General features: G+C 64.2%; 15 protein-coding genes. 3 read left to right on the top strand and 12 right to left on the bottom strand.

The window, feature by feature from the left end; all coding sequences use genetic code 11:
- The 6 genes from tkt (J5J83_RS09665) to J5J83_RS09640 form a co-directional block, all read right to left on the bottom strand.
- Nucleotides 1–2028, bottom strand: a complete 2028-nt coding sequence (gene tkt, locus J5J83_RS09665; protein WP_212348470.1) for a transketolase — start codon at nucleotides 2026–2028, stop codon at nucleotides 1–3.
- Between the two features lie 390 nt (nucleotides 2029–2418).
- Nucleotides 2419–3297, bottom strand: a complete 879-nt coding sequence (locus tag J5J83_RS09660) for a phosphoribulokinase (protein ID WP_212348467.1) — start codon at nucleotides 3295–3297, stop codon at nucleotides 2419–2421.
- A 12-nt stretch (nucleotides 3298–3309) separates the two neighbouring features.
- Complete coding sequence (locus J5J83_RS09655; RefSeq protein ID WP_212348464.1) at nucleotides 3310–4398, bottom strand: class 1 fructose-bisphosphatase; 1089 nt, start codon at nucleotides 4396–4398, stop codon at nucleotides 3310–3312.
- Between the two features lie 23 nt (nucleotides 4399–4421).
- Nucleotides 4422–5423, bottom strand: a complete 1002-nt coding sequence (gene cbbX / locus J5J83_RS09650) for a CbbX protein (protein WP_249115668.1) — start codon at nucleotides 5421–5423, stop codon at nucleotides 4422–4424.
- Between the two features lie 110 nt (nucleotides 5424–5533).
- On the bottom strand, nucleotides 5534–5959 hold the full coding sequence (locus J5J83_RS09645; protein ID WP_212348461.1) for a ribulose bisphosphate carboxylase small subunit: 426 nt from the start codon (nucleotides 5957–5959) through the stop codon (nucleotides 5534–5536).
- A 44-nt stretch (nucleotides 5960–6003) separates the two neighbouring features.
- Complete coding sequence (locus tag J5J83_RS09640; RefSeq protein ID WP_212348459.1) at nucleotides 6004–7470, bottom strand: form I ribulose bisphosphate carboxylase large subunit; 1467 nt, start codon at nucleotides 7468–7470, stop codon at nucleotides 6004–6006.
- Between the two features lie 92 nt (nucleotides 7471–7562).
- On the opposite strand from J5J83_RS09640, the gene J5J83_RS09635 reads away from it, so the two are divergent.
- Together J5J83_RS09635 and J5J83_RS09630 are read left to right on the top strand one after the other, a co-directional pair.
- Nucleotides 7563–8483 (top strand): LysR substrate-binding domain-containing protein, encoded by a 921-nt coding sequence (locus J5J83_RS09635; protein WP_212348457.1) that lies wholly within the window; start codon nucleotides 7563–7565, stop codon nucleotides 8481–8483.
- An 81-nt stretch (nucleotides 8484–8564) separates the two neighbouring features.
- Nucleotides 8565–10508 carry a GGDEF domain-containing protein gene (locus J5J83_RS09630; protein WP_249115667.1) on the top strand — a complete coding sequence of 648 codons (1944 nt, stop codon included), beginning with the start codon at nucleotides 8565–8567 and terminating at the stop codon, nucleotides 10506–10508.
- Between the two features lie 9 nt (nucleotides 10509–10517).
- Here the strand turns inward: J5J83_RS09630 and J5J83_RS09625 are convergent, their stop codons facing one another.
- The 3 genes from J5J83_RS09625 to pyk all read right to left on the bottom strand — a co-directional run bounded on the left by J5J83_RS09625 (nucleotide 10518) and on the right by pyk (nucleotide 13694).
- The gene (locus tag J5J83_RS09625) at nucleotides 10518–10943 is read right to left on the bottom strand and encodes a gamma-glutamylcyclotransferase family protein (protein ID WP_212348455.1); all 426 of its coding nucleotides are present in this window, start codon (nucleotides 10941–10943) and stop codon (nucleotides 10518–10520) included.
- Between the two features lie 95 nt (nucleotides 10944–11038).
- Nucleotides 11039–12103, bottom strand: a complete 1065-nt coding sequence (gene fba, locus J5J83_RS09620) for a class II fructose-bisphosphate aldolase (RefSeq protein ID WP_212348453.1) — start codon at nucleotides 12101–12103, stop codon at nucleotides 11039–11041.
- A 145-nt stretch (nucleotides 12104–12248) separates the two neighbouring features.
- Nucleotides 12249–13694 (bottom strand): pyruvate kinase, encoded by a 1446-nt coding sequence (gene pyk, locus J5J83_RS09615; protein WP_212348451.1) that lies wholly within the window; start codon nucleotides 13692–13694, stop codon nucleotides 12249–12251.
- A gap of 103 nt (nucleotides 13695–13797) precedes the next feature.
- On the opposite strand from pyk, the gene J5J83_RS09610 reads away from it, so the two are divergent.
- Nucleotides 13798–14241, top strand: a complete 444-nt coding sequence (locus tag J5J83_RS09610) for a hypothetical protein (protein WP_212348449.1) — start codon at nucleotides 13798–13800, stop codon at nucleotides 14239–14241.
- A 62-nt stretch (nucleotides 14242–14303) separates the two neighbouring features.
- Here the strand turns inward: J5J83_RS09610 and J5J83_RS09605 are convergent, their stop codons facing one another.
- From J5J83_RS09605 to tkt (J5J83_RS09595), 3 genes are all read right to left on the bottom strand, one after another.
- Nucleotides 14304–15488 (bottom strand): phosphoglycerate kinase, encoded by a 1185-nt coding sequence (locus J5J83_RS09605; protein WP_212352960.1) that lies wholly within the window; start codon nucleotides 15486–15488, stop codon nucleotides 14304–14306.
- Between the two features lie 219 nt (nucleotides 15489–15707).
- Nucleotides 15708–16721, bottom strand: coding sequence for a type I glyceraldehyde-3-phosphate dehydrogenase (gene gap / locus J5J83_RS09600; protein WP_212348447.1), 1014 nt, complete (start codon nucleotides 16719–16721; stop codon nucleotides 15708–15710).
- A gap of 90 nt (nucleotides 16722–16811) precedes the next feature.
- Nucleotides 16812–18833, bottom strand: a complete 2022-nt coding sequence (tkt, locus tag J5J83_RS09595) for a transketolase (protein WP_212348445.1) — start codon at nucleotides 18831–18833, stop codon at nucleotides 16812–16814.
- Nucleotides 18834–18918: the final 85 nt, after the last annotated feature.

Here is an 18918-nt window from a genome sequence, read left to right as displayed (position 1 = left end):
TCAGAACAATCGGCGGGCGGTGTCGGCCACGCGCTCCGGTGTCATGCCGAACAGCGCGGCAAGCTCGGCCGCCGGCGCCGATTCGCCGAAGCGGTCGATGCCCACGACGGCGGCGCGGGGCGCGTTGGCGAGGTATTTCCACCAGCCGTCCGGTTGTGCGGCTTCGACCGCGACGCGCGCCACGCCCGGCGGGAGCACCACGTCGCGCCAGCCCGGTTCCTGGCGGTCGAAGGCACTGGTGCAGGGCATGGAGACGACGCGGGTGGGAATGCCGTCGGCCTCGAGCAGCGTTCGCGCACCCATCGCCAGCGCGACTTCGGAACCGGTCGCGATCAGCACCAGCGCGGGGCGGTTGCCGTGTGCCTCGGCGAGGATGTATCCGCCACGTGCGATGTCGGCCAGACGGTCGGCGTCGCGGGTCTGGTGGGGCAGGTTCTGACGCGAGCAGGCGAGTACGCTGGGGCCGCCGCTACGCGTGACCGCGGCGTTCCAGGCAGCCTGTGTCTCGACCGCATCGCACGGTCGCCACACGTCGAGGTTGGGAATCTGGCGCAAGCTGGGCAGGTGTTCGACCGGCTGGTGGGTGGGGCCGTCCTCGCCCAGGCCGATGGAGTCGTGGGTCATCACGTACACCACGCGCTGGCGCATCAGCGCGCTCATGCGCATGGCGTTGCGGGCATAGTCGGAAAAGACGAGAAAGGTGGCGCCAAAGGGCAGATAGCCGCCGTGCAGGGCGATGCCGTTGAGTGCGGCGGCCATGCCGAACTCGCGCACGCCCCAGTTGATGTGGCGTCCGCCCTGATCTGCTCGCACTGCGCCACAGCCCGGCCAGTCGGTGAGGTTGGAGTGGGTGAGATCGGCCGAGCCGCCGAGCAGCTCGGGCAGGGCGCGGGCAAGGCGGCCGATGGCTTGCTGGCTGGCCTTGCGGCTGGCAACGGTGATGCCTTCATTGTGAACGCCGCGCAGGATGGCGTCGGCGAGCACGCCGAAGCCGGTGGGCAGCTGGCCGCCTGCGCGGCGGCTGAATTCGGCCGCCGCCTCGGGCCACTGGTGTGCGTAGGCATCGAAGCGTGCCTGCCACTCGGCCTGACGCGCACTGCCGCGGTCGCGGGCGTCGAAACTGCTGCGAATCTCCGCCGGGATGTCAAATGGTGCGTGATCCCAGCCCAGCGCCGTTCGGGTGGCGGCAATCTCATCCTTGCCCAGTGGCGCGCCATGAATGCCGGCGGTGCCTGCGCGTGCCGGGCTGCCGCGGCCGATGACGGTGCGGCAGCAGATCAGGGTCGGGCCAAGGTCGTTGGCGGCGTTGTCGCGCGCTTCTCGGATGGCGCGGTCGATGGCGTCGACATCGTGGCCGTCCACCTGCTCGACGACGTTCCAGCCATAGGCGCGGAAGCGCGCCGGGGTGTCGTCCCCGAACCAGCCGGAGACGTCGCCGTCGATGGAGATGCGGTTGTCGTCCCATAGTGCGATCAGTTTGGACAGGCGTTGCACGCCGGCGAAGCTGGCCGCCTCATGGCTGATGCCTTCCATCAGGCAGCCGTCACCGACGAAGGCCCAGGTGAGGTGGTCGACGATGCGATGGCCCGGCTTGTTGAATTCGGCGGCGAGGAGCTTCTCGGCGAGCGCCATGCCGACCGCGTTGGCGAGTCCCTGGCCGAGCGGGCCGGTGGTCGTTTCGATGCCGGGGGTGAGGCCGTGCTCGGGGTGGCCGGGTGTCTTGCTGTGGAGCTGGCGGAAGCGCTTGAGTTCGTTGAGCGGGAGGTCGTAGCCGCTGAGGTGGAGCAGGGCGTAATGCAGCATGGAGCCGTGGCCGTTGCTGAGAATGAAGCGGTCGCGGTCGGGCCACGCGGGATCGGTGGGGTTGTGCTTGAGGTGGCGGGTCCACAGGGCCACGGCGATCTCGGCCATGCCCATGGGCATGCCGGGGTGGCCGGACTGCGCCGCTTCGACGGCGTCGATGGCGAGGAAACGCAGGGCGTTGGCACACAGGGTGTCCTGCGCGGTTTGGGACAGGCGCATGTTCATTGGAGTGTTCCTCCGGGTAAGGTCGATCAGGGAATCAGCTCGAGCGGGGCCGTTTGTGCTGCGAACCGCTGGCTGCACGAGGTATCTGTTCTGTAGCCTGCGGAACTCGCCCTGCGGGCTCGGACAGTCCTCGGCTACGCCACAGATACCCCGCACAGCCGGCTTGGCCGTGGTGCCAGTGCGCGGCGCGACCGCTGCCGGTATCGGCGGCAGACGTCGATTGATCTTTCGTCGAGCCTGCACGGACGAAGTGGTGTGCGGGGTATTCACGGAGACGGCGAGGACTGTCCGAGTGAGCGCAGCGAGTGAGTTTCGCAGCCGTCGGAGTGAATACCCCGTGCGCCACGAAGCGCGGGCACATACGGCTGGCGCCGACAACAAGGGCGGGCGTCACAGCAGCTTCCTTCGCCGTTCCATCAGGCGCCAGATGAAGGGGGTGAAGATCAGTTGCATCGCCAGCTCCATCTTGCCGCCGGGCACGACGATGGTGTTGGCGCGGCTCATGAAGCTGCCGTGGATCATGTTCTGCAGGTAGGGAAAATCGATCCCCTTGGGGTTGGCGAAGCGGATCACCACCATTGATTCGTCGGCGGTGGGGATGGCGCGGGCGATGAAGGGATTGGAGGTGTCCACCATCGGCACGCGCTGGAAATTCACATGGGTGCGGGCAAACTGCGGCACGATGTAATGCACGTAGTCGTGCATGCGGCGCAGGATGGTGTCGGTAACGGCCTCGGTCGAATAGCCGCGCATGTTCTTGTCGCGATGCAGCTTCTGGATCCACTCCAGATTGACCACCGGCACCACGCCGATCAGCAGGTCGGGGAAGCGGGCGACGTCAAGCCCTTCGCCTTGCACCGCACCATGGAGACCTTCGTAGAACAGCAGGTCAGTCCCGGTCGGGATCTCCTCCCACGGGGTGAAGGTGCCTGGCTCCTGATGGTAGGGCTCGGCTTCCTCGCGGCTGTGCAGGTAACGCCGCCGTCGGCCGCTGCCTGTCTCGGCGTAGCTGCGGAACAACTGCTCCAACTCACTGAACAGGTTGGCTTCGGCGCCGAAATGACTGAAATGGGACAGTTGGCCGTCGGACTCCGCCTCGGCAAGTCTGGCGCGCATGGTCTTGCGGTCGTAGGCGTGGAAGCTGTCGCCCTCGACGACCGCCGCGGTGACGCTCTCGCGCCGGAAAATCTCCTCGAAGGTGCGCTGCACGGTGCTCGTGCCGGCGCCGGAAGAGCCGGTGATGGCGACGATGGGGTGGCGTTCGGACATGGCGTGCCCTCCTTACTGTGTGAATGCGGGGCTGTCGCTGAACAGCGAGCGGGTGTTGAACAGCGGCAGCGGGCGCTCCGCGGTCGTGGCCGGCTCCAGGTGGTAGCGCTCGATGCGCTCGACCTCGTCGCTGGAGCCGAACACGAAGCCAATGCGCTGATGCAGCGATTCCGGCGTGACCTCGAGTACGGGGCCGTGGCCGGTGGAGGCGCGCCCGCCTGCCTGCTCGATGATGAAGCCGATCGGGTTGCACTCGTAAAGCAGGCGCAGGCGACCCGCTTTCGACGGGTCCTTGCTGTCGCGCGGATACAGGAACACGCCGCCGCGCATCAGGATGCGGTGGGTTTCGGCCACCAGTGAGGCGATCCAGCGCATGTTGAAGTCGGTGCCGCGCGGACCGCTGCGCCCGGCCAGGCATTCGTCCACATATCGCCTCACCGGGGGCGCCCAGAAGCGCGAGTTGGAGGCATTGATCGCAAATTCGCGGGTGGTGGACGGCACGCGGATGTCCGGATGGGTCAGGAAGAAGTCGCCCAGGATCGGATTGAAAGTGAACCCCGCCACGCCCTTGCCGACGCTGAGGACGAGCATCGTGGACGGGCCGTAGATGGCGTAGCCGGCGGCAACCTGCCGTGTGCCGGGCTGGAGGAAGTCGTCGGCGCCGGCGTCTTCGCCGGGGGTGGCGGCGCGCAGGATGGAGAAGATCGATCCCACGGCCACGTTGACATCGATATTGCTGGAGCCGTCGAGCGGATCGAAGGCGAGCAGGTACTTGCCGCGGCTGTGACCTGCGGGCAGTGGAATCGGTGCCTCGTTCTCCTCCGAGATCATGCCGGCGAGGCTGCCGCCCCAGTGCGTGGCGCGCAGGAATATGTTATCGGCGAGGACGTCGAGTTTCTTCTGCTGTTCGCCCTGCACGTTGTCGGCGCCGTGGTCGCCGAGCATGTCGGCCAGCGCGCCATGGGCGATGGCGCGCGAGATGGCCTTGCATGCCTGTGCAACCTGCAGGATGAGAGCATTGAGTTCGCCGGTGGCATCGGGGTGATGGCGGCGCTGGTCGATCAGGTATTCGGTCAGGGTGCTACGCTCGATGTTGAACATGGTGGCGGTCTCGGCGAGTCGGGTCAGTAGTCGATGCGGTCGGCACCGCGTTCGGGATCGAAGTCGAGTTCGCTGTCGAACTCTGGCTCATCCCGGCGTGCTGCCGCGGACGGCTCGGAGAACTGACGGCTGGCGCGGACATCGGCTTCGCTCAACGTGCTCAGTGTGTCGGCATCCACCGTGGCACCGGACTCGAACAGCCTCAGGGCCTGGCGCATGCGCATGCGGTCGAGCGCATTGCGGATGCTGCGGGCGTTGGCGAAGTGGGGGCGATCGCGGCGCAGCGCAATGTACTCGTCGAAGGCGAGGCGGGCGGCGGGGTCGAAACGGTAGTTCCACTGCGCCAGCATGCGCTCGGCGATTTCGCCCAGCTCTGCATTGGCATAGTCCGGAAAGTCCACATGGTGGGCGACACGCGATTTCATGCCGGGGTTCGACTCGAAGAATCGCTCCATGCGATCGGCGTAGCCGGCGAGGATCACCACCAGATCGTCACGCTGATTCTCCATGACTTGCAGCAGGATCTCGATCGCCTCCTGGCCGTAGTCCTTTTCATTTTCCGGGCGGTACAGGTAATAGGCTTCGTCGATGAACAGCACGCCGCCCATCGCGCGCTTGAGCACCTCCTTGGTCTTGGGTGCGGTGTGACCGATGTATTGACCGACGAGATCGTCACGGGTCACGGCCACCACCTGGCCGCGGCGGCAATAGCCGAGGCGCTGCAGGATTTCAGCCATGCGCAGGGCGACCGTGGTCTTGCCCGTCCCGGGATTGCCGGTGAAGCTCATGTGTAACGACGGCGCGGCGGTCGTGAGGCCGAGGCGTTGGCGGACGCGGTCGACCAGTAGCAGGGCGGCGATTTCCCGCACCCGGCGTTTGACCGGGGCCAGTCCGACGAGGTCGCGCTCCAGGCGCTCGAGCACGTCGCCGATGCCGGCATCGGCATATTCGGCGGCAAGGTCGATGTGCATGTCGGACGCCGGCGGTGCGGCAGGGCTCAGCCCCTGCAGATCACTTGCACTCATGGTGGTCTCCTGTGTTCGTCATCGCTGGCCCGGGACTGCGGATGGTCCCGGCCCGTTCTTGCGGCGCCGCTGGGGCGGCTGCCCCGACCGTGCCACAACGAAAAATGCGCTCAGCCGGCGTAGCGCGCGCCTTCGGTGGCGGCAGTCACCGCATAACTCTCGAGCGTGTAGCGCAGGTTCCGCCCGCTGGTCTCCTGACGAATGAGGCGGAAGCCGGGTTCCTTGGTCGGGCGCTGGACGATGAAGGACATGCGCACCGTCTCCCAGCCCTTGGTCGAGTCGAAAGCGTTGACGCGGACGTAGTGCTCCGGGTTGGCCTCGCGGCAGGCCCGCAGTTCGTGCATCACACCGGCCGCATCGGCAAGGTCGAACATCGGCAGTCCCCACATCGACCAGTAGGTATTGCGCGGGTGGGGGTCGTCGGTGAATTCGATCGCGACGGCCCAGTGCTGGCGCAGGCAGTAGCCGATCTGTGCCGCGATCTGCGTGTCGTCGAGATCGGGAAGGAAGGAAAAGCAGCCTTGATTAATGCGCATGATGATGTCTCCTCTTGCTGTTCTGGTGCCTGAACGCGGGTCACTCAGGCGACACTGGCGGTGGGAACGAAGTCCGACGTATCCGTGCTGGTGTAATTGAAGGTGATGTCGCCCCAGGTATCGAGGGCGGCGCGCAGGGGCTGGCACCATTTGGCCGCATCGGCCAGGATCTGCGGCCCTTCATTGACGATGTCACGGCCTTCGTTGCGCGCCAGCACCATGGCTTCGAGGGCCACGCGGTTGGCCTGGGCGCCGGCCTGGATGCCCATCGGATGGCCGATGGTGCCGCCGCCGAACTGGAGTACGACCTCGTCGCCGAACAGATCGAGCAGCTGGTGCATCTGGCCGGCATGGATGCCGCCCGAAGCGACCGGCATGACGCGCTTGATGCTGGCCCAGTCCTGGTCGAAGAACAGACCGCGGGGAAGATCCTGTTTCGTCACCGTGTCGCGACACACGTTGTAAAAGCCCTGCACGGTCATCGGATCGCCTTCGAGCTTGCCGACCGCGGTGCCTGCGTGCAGGTGATCGACGCCGGCCAGGCGCAGCCACTTGGCGATGACGCGGAAGCTCACGCCGTGGTTCTTCTGGCGGGTGTAGGTGCCGTGGCCGGCGCGGTGCATGTGCAGGATCATGTCGTTGTCGCGACACCAGTTGCTGATCGACTGGATTGCGGTCCATCCGATGACGAGATCGATCATCACCACGCAGGAACCGAGATCGCGGGCAAATTCCGCCCGCCTGTACATCTCTTCCATGGTGCCGGCGGTGATGTTGAGGTAATGGCCCTTGATCTCGCCGCTCTGCGCAGCGGCCTGGTTGACGCCTTCCATGCAGTACAGGAAGCGGTCGCGCCAGTGCATGAAGGGCTGCGAATTGATGTTCTCGTCGTCCTTGGTGAAATCGAGCCCGCCGCGCAGCGCCTCGTACACGACGCGTCCGTAGTTCTTGCCCGACAGCCCCAGCTTGGGTTTCATCGTCGCGCCCAGCAGCGGGCGGCCGTATTTCTCCAGGCGCTCACGCTCGACCACAATGCCGGTCGGCGGGCCGCGGAAGGTCTTCACATAGGCCAAGGGCAGGCGCATGTCCTCCAGACGCGCAGCCTTGAGCGGCTTGAAGCTGAACACGTTGCCGATGATCGAGGCGGTAAGGTTGGCGATCGAACCCTCCTCGAAGAGGTCGAGGTCGTAGGCGACCCAGCAGAAGTACTGGCCCTGCTGGCCCGGCACCGGGTCGATTCGGTAGGCCTTCGCACGGTAGGTGTCGCTCGCGGTCAGGCGGTCGGTCCACACCACGGTCCAGGTGGCGGTCGATGATTCGCCCGCCACGGCGGCAGCGGCTTCGATCGGGTCCACGCCTTCTTGCGGTGTGATGCGGAAGACGGCGAGGACGTCGGTGTCCTTCGGTTCGTAGTCCGCGTCCCAGTACCCCATCTGGGCGTACTTGAGCACGCCGGCCTGGTAACGCTTCCTGGGGTCGAGAATCTGCTGCGGATTGTCGGGTGCGCCCATGTCTGTCTCCTCTGGTCTGGTAGAGCGACATTAAGCTCTCGCTGATATAAGATCTAATGATAAATATTGTCGTTTTGAGATAAGGAAGCCTGATGAAACTGGCTCAGCGGCTGACCCTCAAGCAATTGCGCGCCATTGTTGCCGTCGCCGATACCGCAAGCTTCACCCAGGCGGCGCGCTTGCTTCACCTGACCCAGCCTGCAGTGTCGATGCAGATCAAGGAGCTGGAATCACTGGTGGGGCAGGTGTTGGTCGACGGCCGCCGCGAGATTCGGCTGACCGCCGCGGGCGAGGTCCTGGTGCGGCGGGCACGGGACGCGCTGGTGGCGCTGGACGTGGCCGAGGTCGAGCTGAAGTCGATGCTCGGTGTGGCCGCGGGAACGCTGGAGGTGGTGGCCATTACCACCGCGGAGTATTTCGTCCCCCATCTGCTGGCCGAGTTCGGCCGTCGCCATCCGGACATCAAGTTTCGCCTGACGGTGGAGAACCGCGATCGCGTGCATGCCTTGCTGCAGGAGAAGCGGGCGGATCTGGCCATCATGGGACAGCCGCCGAGTGGCCTGGCCCTGCGCCGCATTCCGTTCTACCCGCACAGGCTGTCTTTCGTTGCCCGCCCCGATCACCCGATGGCGACGCGGCGCAACATACCGCCATCGGCGTTGGCCGGGGAGCGCCTGTTGTTGCGCGAGCGCGGCTCCGGAACGCGGACCAATCTCGAACGATTCCTGCGCGCGCACGGCATCAAGCCGCTCGCGGCCGATGAACTGGGCAGCAATGAAACGCTCAAGCAGGCAGTGATGGCGGGGATGGGCATCGCCTTCCTGTCGCATCACACGTTTGCGATGGAGGTTGAAAGCGGACGCCTGGTGCGCCTCGACGTGGCCGATACGCCGGTGATTCGCGAGTGGAATGTGCTGGTGCATGCCGACCGGCCATTGACGCCGGCGCTCGAGGCGTTGCTGGATTTTCTGCAGTCCGACGGCGCGACGATGATGCGGGCGATGTCGGACTGACCGGACGGGGGCCTGATCGAATATTACTTTCCGCTTATTTGTGCAGCATCGCACACTACCCGGCACAAAGACGGAAAGTCCATGTTTTTGGCATGGACTTTCTGCGATAATCCGGCGCTCGTCATCACCTTCAACATTATCGGTCAGGATGGATTTGCAATGAACCTGAACCGCAAGGTCACCTTGCTGCTGGTCGCCGTGACACTGGGTATCCTGGTTACCCTTACGATCATCAGCCTTTATGCCTTTCGTAGTTTTTCGATATCGTCGTCGACCGCGCACGTCCGGACCGCAGCGGAAATGGTCCGGGTGCACCTGACCGAGGCGATGATTCACGGCGTGATCGACAAGCGCGAGCAGTTTCTTGATCGCCTGCGTGAAGTCCAGGGCTTGCGTTCGGCGCGTGTGATCCGTTCGCCGCACGTCAATCAGCAGTTTGGTGAAGGCATGCCGCAGGAGGCGCCGGCGGACTCGACCGAGCGCGATGTTCTTGCCGACGGGCGGGCGCGCTATTTTCTCGATGATGCCGATGGTGAAACCGTCTTTCGCGGCACCATCCCCTTTGCGGCGAGTTCGCATGGTTCGCCCAATTGCCTGCAATGTCACCAGGTGTCGGAGGGGACGGTGTTGGGGGCCGTGACCATCGAGCTGTCCCTGGCCGAGATCAAGCGTACGGCCCTGTTCGCCATCGCCATCATCCTGGCGACCGTGGCGTCGATCTCGCTGGCGTCGCTGTTGTTGGCCAGACGCCTGATCCTGCCCGTCGGCGATACCGCACAGGCGGTGGAGAAAACCGTCCAGCGTGCGCTCAAGGGGGACTTCAAGGGGCGGCTGGAACAGCGCACCGAGGACGAGATCGGCAAGATCGCCAGCCAGACCAATCAGCTGCTGAGCTTCCTGGACGAGGGCTTGTCGCGCATCACTCAGCGCGTGACGCAACTGACCGGCCGCAATCCGCGCCAGGGCGAGAATCAGCTCGAAGCCACCATCGACATGGTCAATGGCCTGGCAGATGCGTCGGCTTTCAAACAGGCGATCGAGGAAGATGAGAACAAGCGCGAGATCTACGGCCGTTTCGGCAAGGTTTTGGTCGAGCGCTTCGGCATCGACGAGTTCTCCATCTACGAGACCGAAGGCGCGAAGCAGATGGCGTCGATTATGGTCGACGGCCTGCCCGGCGCGGAGTGCCGCTGGTGCGATCCGCAGATCATGGGACGCAGTGAGATGTGCCGCGCGCGTCGCACCGGTCATCCGGTCGACGGGCTCGTCAGCCCCGACATCTGCAACGCCTTCCATGCCCCCGTGGATGCCGGCGAGACCCGACGGTATTACTGTGTGCCGATCATCCAGTCGGGCTCGGTGGGAAGCGTGGTTCAGCTCGTCGTTCCCGCCTCGCGCGCCGAGGCGACGATAGAGCAGGTGCCTTACGTACATGTCTATCTGCGCGAGATGGCACCGGTACTCGAGGCCAAGCGTCTAAACGAGACCTTGCGCCAGTCATCGCTGCGCGATGCGATGACGGGGCTGAACAATCGCCGTTTCCTCGAAGAGTACGTCGATACGCTGATTGCGAATGCGCGCCGGCGCAAGACGCCGCTGGCAGTGCTCATGCTCGATCTCGACTACTTCAAGGTCGTCAACGATACGCACGGCCATGATGCCGGCGATGCGGTATTGAAAGCGCTCGCCGGCGTGCTGCGGCAGTCGGTGCGGGCGTCGGACATGGTGATCCGTTTCGGCGGCGAAGAGTTCCTGATCGTGTTGCAAGATGCCGACGAGGCAGCGGCCGTCAGAATTGCCGAGAACATCCGCGAGGCGGTTGCAGCGCTGAAGGTGCAGATCAATGGCCATGTGCTGCAGAAGACCATCTCGGTCGGGGTGGCAATGCTCGCCGATGACAGCAACACCTTCTGGCAGACCGTCAAGTTCGCCGACGTGGCGCTTTATCGCGCGAAGGAGAGCGGTCGCAATCGCGTGGTGTGCTTCAGTCCTGAAATGTGGACTGGTCAGGTCGAAACCTACTGAAGGACCCGATCAACGTTTGGGAATACCGGTGAACTTGCGCTCGAAGCGCGCGCGTCCGTCGCGTTCGAAGGCCGCCAGGTCCCATTCGCCGGGTAGCAGCAAGTGGGCGTATTCGGAGCGGAACACATAGGTATCGGCAGGAAGGTGCCGGCCGTCATCACAGCGTACGGTGACGGTGCTGCGTCGATACTGCTCGCCTTCGAAGGCGTCTAGCCGGGCAAGGGCGTCCGCTGGCACGTCGAGGTAGAGAATGCCGGCGACCTCGTGGCCGGCATTTCCGATCATGCCCGGATAGTCTTCTCCGCGCACCGGGTGACGGCTGAAACCGGAGAGCCGGGCTGCGATGGCAGACAGCGCCGTGCCGCACACGTCGAACATGATGTGCGGGGTCATCAGCGATCCGTAGGTGAAGCAGTGGCGGTGTGGTGTGCTCATCGGTCAGGTCCCTTTCCACAGGTTTCTCGGCAAGAAAAAGCGCGCCGGTGGCGCGCTCGATATTGCTTTGCCGTTACGCCCGCGCAGCGTGATGCTCAGCGCACGACCTGGGCCAGTTCGCCAGCCTTGTAGCGGGCGGCGATCCGGTCCAGCGACATCGGCTTGATCCTGGACGCCATGCCGGCGCAGCCGAAGGCTTCGAAGCGTGCTTTGCACACCAGTTTGGCAGCCTCACGCGCGGGCTTGTTGAATTCGCGCGGATCGAACTTGGACGGGTTCTCGAACAGGAACTTGCGCACCGCACCGGTCATCGCCAGGCGGATGTCGGTGTCGATATTGATCTTGCGTACCCCGTACTTGATCCCTTCCACGATCTCCTCGACCGGCACGCCATAGGTTTCCTTCATGTCGCCGCCATACTGGCGGATGATCTCGAGCAGTTCCTGCGGCACCGACGACGAGCCGTGCATGACCAGGTGGGTGTTGGGCAGGCGGGCGTGGATGGCCTTGATGCGCTCGATGGCGAGGATATCGCCGGTGGGCTTTCGGGTGAACTTGTACGCACCGTGGCTGGTGCCGATGGCAATGGCGAGTGCGTCGCAATCGGTCTGCTTGACGAAATCGGCGGCCTGGTCGGGGTCGGTGAGCAGTTGAGAATGGTCCAGCGTACCCTCGGCGCCGACGCCGTCCTCTTCGCCGGCCTGGCCGGTTTCGAGCGATCCGAGGCAGCCGAGTTCGGCCTCGACCGTGACGCCGATGGCGTGCGAGAACTTCACCACCTCGCGGCTGACCGCAACGTTGTACTCGTAGGACGAGGGCGTCTTGCCGTCTTCGAGCAGCGAGCCGTCCATCATCACGCTGGAGAAGCCGGAGCGGATTGCGGCCATGCAGATTGCCGGGCTCTGGCCGTGGTCCTGGTGCATGACCACGGGGATGTTGGGATAGGTCTCGATGGCGGCGTCGATCAGGTGACGCAGAAATGCCTCACCGGCGTATTTTCGCGCGCCGGCAGACGCTTGCATGATCACCGGGCTGTCAGCCTCGGCGGCCGCTTCCATAATGGCCTGGACCTGTTCGAGGTTATTGACGTTGAACGCGGGCAGGCCATAGCTGTGTTCGGCGGCGTGGTCGAGCAACTGGCGCATGGACACGAGAGGCATCAGGAATCTCCGGGGGGCCGGCGCAATGTCGCCGGACGGTTCAGGTTGAATAAGCTGTCATTTTATCCTGTGAGCGGGCAGGGCCGAAACAGGCTCACATGGATTGAGACAATCGACACGAACGATGAGACCGGGGCTCCGGCGATCAGTCGGCGTCGTCGGGTGGAACATGATCGCCGACGCGCACGATCTTGAGCGTATTGGTGCCGCCCGACGAACCGATCGGCTCGCCAATCGTGAGCACGATCAGGTCACCGTACTCGACCACGCCCTGATCGAGCAGGATCTGCTCTGCCTCCCACAACAGCACGTCGCGATCGATATGAAGCTGGCTCATCAGCAGCGGATAGACTTCGCGATACAGCGTCATCTGGTTGCGCGAACTGGTTTCGGGCGTCAGTGCATAGATTGGCACGCCGCTGTTGAGGCGGCTCATCCACAAGGCGGTGGAGCCGGTCTGGGTGAGGGCGGCAATGGCCTTTACCTTCAGGTGGTAGGCAGTCCAGATCGCCGCCATCGCAATGGACTGGTCGATGCGGGTGAATTGACGGTTCAGCACTTCGCGATCGAGGCTCACTTCGGCGGATTTCTCCGCTTCGAGACAGACCCGGCTCATGGCTTCGATGACTTCAACCGGAAATTTCCCCGCCGCGGTCTCGGCCGACAGCATGACCGCATCTGTGCCATCGAGCACGGCATTGGCGACGTCGGAGACTTCCGCACGGGTGGGCACCGGGCTCAGGATCATCGACTCCATCATCTGCGTGGCGGTGATGGTGAGCTTGTTGCGGTCGCGCGCGGCACGGATCATCTTTTTCTGCAGCGCCGGAACGGCAGCGTCACCCACTTCGACGGCGAGATCTCCGCGCGCCACCATGATGCCGTCGGAGGCGTCGAGAATCTCCTCGAGATTGGCAACGGCCTCGGTGCGTTCGATCTTGGCGATGAGGAGGGCGTCGCTTCCCGCCGCCCGCAGTAGTTGGCGCGCCATGTACATGTCGGCCGCACTCTTGGGGAAGGAGACTGCGACGAAATCGACGCCGATCAATGCCGCAGTCTTGATGTCGTCCATGTCCTTGGCGGTCAGCGCCGGGGCTGTCAGTCCGCCCCCCTGGCGGTTGATACCCTTGTTGTTCGACAGTTCGCCACCCACACGCACCTTGGTATGGATCTCGTGACCCAGAATCCGTTCCACCCGCAGTTTGAGGCGACCATCGTCGAGCAGCAGGATGTCACCCACCTTCACATCCTTGGGTAAGTCCTTGTAATCGAGCCCAGCACGATGTTCATTGCCGAGTTCGCAGCGTGCATCGAGGATGAAGGCAGCATTCTCTGCCAGCGTAATCCTGCCGTTCTCGAATTTGCCAACACGGATCTTGGGCCCCTGCAGGTCGGCGAGGATGCCTACCGGCCGTCCGGTCCGTGCCGACGCTTCCCTGACACCCTCGGCGCGGGCGATGTGATCTTCGGGCTTGCCATGAGAGAAGTTCATCCTCACAACGTCCAGCCCGGCATGGACCATGCGTTCGAGCACCTGGGCATCGGTCGAGGCGGGGCCGAGCGTAGCAACGATCTTGGTGTGGCGGGCCATGTGGTCTCCTGTAATTGGGGGGCGGCGAATGGGCGCGCGTGCAGGCAATGCGTGATTCTAGCGGAGTCGCGCAGCACAATGCGGGGGCGACGGGGCGATCTTCATGTTCTATGCTGAAGGCAAGAATGTGCGGAGGTGCCGTATGGAGACTGCAGCAATGGTTTTGGCGCTGATTGCGCTTGGTCTGTTGGCGTTCGTGATCATGCGCAACAGGCAAGGAGAGGATGTCCCAGAGCCCGTGGAGGAGGGCGACAGCCATCCCAAGCATTTATATCATGCCGTTGAAATCAGGCCGAGTGGCCCCGCCTGCGCCACTGTGCGCGCATTTCGAGGCAAGCGCTTCTTGTCGTCGGAGGCGCCCCCCATTCCGCTGCCGAACTGCTCACAAAAGCAATGTTCGTGTGTGTACGTCCACTACGAGGACAGGCGTGTGGGCCAGCGCCGGGATGGCTATCTGCACAAGGCGTACAAACAGGGCGAGCGCATGCAGGAGCGCAGGCAGCAGGGGCGGCGTTATACCGATCGGATGCTCAATCTTGGGCACTGATGGCGCGCAGTGTAAGGGCCATCCCGCAAGATGGCCCTTACTCGCCGGTGACGAGGGGGCTGTCAGTCGTTGAAACGTGCTTCCAGTGCAGCGATCGCCGGTAGCGTCTTGCCTTCGAGGAATTCCAGGAAGGCACCGCCGCCGGTGGAGATGTAACCGACGTCGTCCGCGATGTGGAACTTGGCAATCGCCGCCAGCGTGTCACCGCCGCCCGCGATCGAAAACGCTTCCGAGTGCGCGATGGCCGAGGCCATCATCTTCGTGCCCCCGGCAAACTGGGCGTGCTCGAAGACGCCGACCGGGCCATTCCAGACAATGGTGCCGGCATGGGCGATGATGTCTGCCAGCTTTGCCGAACTCTTCGGGCCGAAGTCGAGGATGCGGTCGTGAGGGCCGACCTCGTCGACCGGAATACGGTTGGCGCGTGCCAGTGCCGAGACCTCGTCCGCCACTACGACGTCCACCGGCAGCGGGACTTCTGCACCTCGGGCCTTCATGATGTCCATCACCTGGTGGGCCTCACGCACCATTTCCGGTTCCGCCAGCGACTCACCGATGCGCTTGCCGGCAGCGAGCAGGAAGGTGTTGGCGATGCCGCCACCGACGATCAGCTGATCGACTTTTTCGGCAAGGGTCTTCAGAATAGTGAGCTTGGTCGACACCTTGGCGCCGCCGACGATGGCCACCAGCGGCCGTGCCGGCGCATGCAGCGCTTTCGACAGTGCGTCGATTTCCGCGCCCATCAGCATGCCGGCGCACGCGACCGGTGCAAAGCGCGCGATGCCGTGCGTGGTGGCTTCGGCACGGTGCGCGGTGCCGAATGCATCGTTGACATAAACGTCGCACAGCGCAGCCATCTTCTTCGACAGTTCTTCGTTGTCCTTCTTCTCGCCCTTGTTGCAGCGGCAGTTTTCCAGCAGGACGACCTGGCCGGGTTCGACGCTGAAACCGCCGTCAACCCAGTCGGTGACCAGCTTCACCGGCTTGTTCAGCAACTGTCCGAGACGCACTGCAACCGGCGCGAGGGTGTCGTCGGGGCCGACCGTGCCCTCGGTTGGACGACCAAGGTGCGAAGTCACCATCACGGCGGCGCCGTTGTCGAGACAGTACTGGATGGAAGGGATCGAGGCGCGGATACGGGTGTCCTCGGTGATGTTGCCGGCGTCGTCCTGCGGTACGTTGAGGTCGGCACGGATGAAGACTTTCTTGCCGCGCACATCGAGTTGGGCGAGTTTCTTTACTTGCAGAGGCATGGTATGAGTTCCGCAAAAAAGCCGGGCCGGACAGGAGTCCGGCCCGGCTGGTTGATTACCGAATATCGCGCCCGGTGTCGCCATGGCCGATGGACTCCCCGGACGTCGTGTGCGGGCCGGACGCGCTGGGCGCCAAGCGGCGGCTACAGGTGGTACGCGCAGCCACTATTGCACTGTTCATCGGTGTCGGCATTGAGCGCTTGCGTGGCGTGATCAGGCCTTGGCCAGTGCGCCGGCTGCGTCGAGCATTCGGCAGGAGTAGCCCCACTCGTTGTCGTACCACGCCAGCACCTTCACCAGGTTGCCGTCCATGACCCGGGTCTGCGTCGCGTCGAAGACCGACGAGTGCGGATCGTGGTTGAAGTCCATCGATACCAGCGGCGCTTCGTTTACCGCGAGCACGCCCTTGAGCGCGCCCTTCGACGCTTCGATCATCAGATTGTTGATCTCTTCCTTGGACGTGGCGCGGCTGGCGGTAAAAGTGAGGTCGACCAGCGATACGTTCATGGTCGGCACGCGCAGCGCGAAACCGTCGAACTTGCCCTTGAGCGCGGGCAGCACCAGTCCCACCGCCTTGGCCGCACCGGTCTTGGTGGGGATGATGTTCTGCGCGGCGGCGCGCGCACGGCGCAGATCCTTGTGCCGGACATCCACCAGCACCTGATCGTTGGTGTAGGCGTGAATGGTGGTCATCAGGCCTTTCTCGATGCCGATGTTGTCCTGCAGCACCTTGGCCACGGGGGCCAGGCAGTTGGTCGTGCACGAAGCGTTCGAAACCACCGTCATCGCACTGGTGAGGACGTCGTGGTTGACGCCGTAGACGATGGTGGCATCGACGTCGTCGCCGCCGGGCGCAGAAATCAGGATCTTCTTCGCGCCCTGCTTGAGGTGGACCTCGGCCTTGGCCTTGGCGGTGTAGGCACCGGTGCACTCGAGCAGCACGTCTACGCCGAGTTCGCCCCAGTTGATGGCAAGTGGATCCTTGGTGGAGAAGAAGGGGATGCGGTCGCCATTGATGATGATCATGTTCTCACCCTCGGTCTCCACCGGGAAGGCGAAGCGGCCGTGGGTGGTGTCGTACCGGGTCAGGTGAGCATTGGTGGCCAGGTCGCCAGACGCGTTGATGGCCACGATCTCGAATCGATCACGCAGGCCGAGTTCGTAGAGTGCGCGGACGGTGCAGCGACCGATGCGGCCATAGCCGTTGATGGCGATCTTGATGGTCATCGAAAAAGTCTCCCAGACTAGAAAAGCAGAAAAGGTGCCGCCACCCGCGGTGCCGGCACCTCATGCGCCGGCCTGCGGACGCCGACGTAATCAGTTGAGGCGTTGTCTCACTGCGCCCACGACCGCCTCGGCGGTAATGCCGAAATGCTTGAACAACTCGCCGGCCGGCGCCGATTCGCCGAAGCTGTCGATGCCGATCACCGCGCCTTCGAGACCGACGTACTTGCGCCAGCCGTCGGTGACGCCGGCTTCGACCGCGATGCGCGGCACCCCGGTGGGCAGTACCTGTGCCTGATAGGTTGCATCCTGGCGGTCGAAGACGTTGGTCGACGGCATCGATACCACGCGGACCGCAATGCCGTTGTCGAGCAATGACTGCTGCGCCGCCATGGCCAGCGCGACCTCCGAGCCGGTTGCCAGAATCACGGCCTGTGGTTTGCCGCCTGCCGCTTCCGCGAGGATGTAGCCGCCGCGGCGGATGTTGGCGATCTGCTCGGCATTGCGCGCCTGGAAGGGCAGGTTCTGACGTGAGAAGCACAGCGCGGAGGGACCGTTCTTGCGTTCGATCGCGCAGGCCCAGGCCACGGCAGACTCGGTCGTGTCGCACGGACGCCACACATCCATGTTCGGAATCAGGCGCAGCGTGGCGGTTTGCTCCACCGGCTGGTGGGTCGGGCCGTCTTCGCCGAGGCCGATCGAATCGTGGGTGAATACGAAGACCTGCCGCAGCTTCATCAGCGCCGCCATGCGCAGCGCATTGCGGGCGTATTCGCTGAACATCAGGAAGGTGGCGGTGTAAGGGATCAGGCCGCCGTGCAGGCTGAGTCCGTTGGCGATCGCAGCCATGCCGAATTCGCGCACGCCGTAGTACACGTAATTGCCGCCGCTGTTGCGGCTGACGCCCTTGGCGCCGGACCACAGCGTGAGGTTGGAGCCCGCCAGGTCGGCCGAGCCGCCGATCAGTTCCGGCAGCTTCGGCGCAAACGCCTCGATGCTGTTCTGGCTTGCCTTGCGCGTGGCGATGGTTTCGGCCTTGTCGCAGATCTTCGCGATCACGCTGTCGACGTGGGCGGACCAGTCCGCCGGCAGTGCCTTATCGATCACACGGCGACGGAACTCCGCCGCCTGCTCCGGATAGGCCGCAGCATAGGCGGCGAAACGCTCGTTCCAGCCGGCTTCTGCGGACGCGCCCTTGACACGACCGTCCCAGGCTGCATACACCTCCGCCGGAATCTCGAACGGCGCGTGGTTCCAGCCGATATGGGCACGGGCGGCTTCGATCTCGGCGGCACCGAGCGGTGCGCCGTGAACGTCGTGCCCGCCTTGCTTGTTAGGTGCGCCCGCGCCGATGACGGTCTTGCAGCAGATCAGCGTCGGCTGCTTCGTATTGGCCTGGGCGGCACGGACCGCCGCGTCGATGGCGGCGGCATCGTGGCCCTGCACATCACGGATCACCTGCCATCCGTAGGCTTCGAAGCGCTTGGGGGTGTCATCGGTAAACCAGCCGTCGACATGGCCGTCGATGGAAATGTTGTTGTCGTCGTAGAAGGCGATCAGCTTGCCCAGCCCCCAGGTACCGGCGAGCGAACAGGCTTCATGGCTGATCCCCTCCATCAGGCAGCCGTCGCCGAGGAAGACATAGGTGCGATGGTCGACGATGTCGTGACCGGGACGATTGAACTCTGCCGCCAGGACCTTTTCAGCCAGTGCCATGCCCACCGCATTGGTGATGCCCTGGCCGAGTGGCCCGGTGGTGGTCTCGACGCCCGGCGTGTAGCCGTATTCGGGGTGTCCCGGGGTTCTGCTGTGCAACTGGCGGAAGCGCTTGAGTTCCTCGATCGGCAGATCGTAGCCGGTGAGGTGGAGCAGGGCGTAGATCAGCATCGAACCATGGCCGTTGCTGAGCACGAAGCGATCACGGTCGGCCCACTGCGGATTGCACGGGTTGTGCTTGAGATGGTGCCGCCACAGAACCTCGGCGATTTCGGCCATGCCCATCGGCGCGCCCGGATGGCCAGAATTGGCCTTTTGTACCGCATCCATTGCCAGCGCGCGAATCGCACCGGTGATGGGGTTGAAAACCGGGGGGGTGACGTTTCTGGACTGCGACATGGTTTCCTCGAAGCCGGGAGGGGGCGGCTGGAAAAAACGCGAATTATCGCCGAAAAGACGAGGTGTTTGGTAGTGCCGCGCCCGA

It is taken from the genome of Azoarcus sp. L1K30, from assembly GCF_018122735.1.
GTDB lineage: Bacteria > Pseudomonadota > Gammaproteobacteria > Burkholderiales > Rhodocyclaceae > Parazoarcus.
This window is presented reverse-complemented; position numbering and strand designations above follow the sequence as displayed.

What these genes read in the sequence shown, in the direction of transcription:
- J5J83_RS09625 (WP_212348455.1), bottom strand. Translation starts at nt 10,943, where the DNA reads ATGAGCACACCACACCGCCACTGCTTCACCTACGGATCGCTGATGACC.
- J5J83_RS09630 (WP_249115667.1), top strand. Translation starts at nt 8,565, where the DNA reads ATGTTTTTGGCATGGACTTTCTGCGATAATCCGGCGCTCGTCATCACC.
- pyk (WP_212348451.1), bottom strand. Translation starts at nt 13,694, where the DNA reads ATGGCCCGCCACACCAAGATCGTTGCTACGCTCGGCCCCGCCTCGACC.
- J5J83_RS09660 (WP_212348467.1), bottom strand. Translation starts at nt 3,297, where the DNA reads ATGTCCGAACGCCACCCCATCGTCGCCATCACCGGCTCTTCCGGCGCC.
- gap (WP_212348447.1), bottom strand. Translation starts at nt 16,721, where the DNA reads ATGACCATCAAGATCGCCATCAACGGCTATGGCCGCATCGGTCGCTGC.
- J5J83_RS09635 (WP_212348457.1), top strand. Translation starts at nt 7,563, where the DNA reads ATGAAACTGGCTCAGCGGCTGACCCTCAAGCAATTGCGCGCCATTGTT.
- tkt (WP_212348445.1), bottom strand. Translation starts at nt 18,833, where the DNA reads ATGTCGCAGTCCAGAAACGTCACCCCCCCGGTTTTCAACCCCATCACC.
- J5J83_RS09610 (WP_212348449.1), top strand. Translation starts at nt 13,798, where the DNA reads ATGTTCTATGCTGAAGGCAAGAATGTGCGGAGGTGCCGTATGGAGACT.
- J5J83_RS09640 (WP_212348459.1), bottom strand. Translation starts at nt 7,470, where the DNA reads ATGGGCGCACCCGACAATCCGCAGCAGATTCTCGACCCCAGGAAGCGT.
- fba (WP_212348453.1), bottom strand. Translation starts at nt 12,103, where the DNA reads ATGCCTCTCGTGTCCATGCGCCAGTTGCTCGACCACGCCGCCGAACAC.
- J5J83_RS09645 (WP_212348461.1), bottom strand. Translation starts at nt 5,959, where the DNA reads ATGCGCATTAATCAAGGCTGCTTTTCCTTCCTTCCCGATCTCGACGAC.
- tkt (WP_212348470.1), bottom strand. Translation starts at nt 2,028, where the DNA reads ATGAACATGCGCCTGTCCCAAACCGCGCAGGACACCCTGTGTGCCAAC.
- J5J83_RS09655 (WP_212348464.1), bottom strand. Translation starts at nt 4,398, where the DNA reads ATGTTCAACATCGAGCGTAGCACCCTGACCGAATACCTGATCGACCAG.
- cbbX (WP_249115668.1), bottom strand. Translation starts at nt 5,423, where the DNA reads ATGAGTGCAAGTGATCTGCAGGGGCTGAGCCCTGCCGCACCGCCGGCG.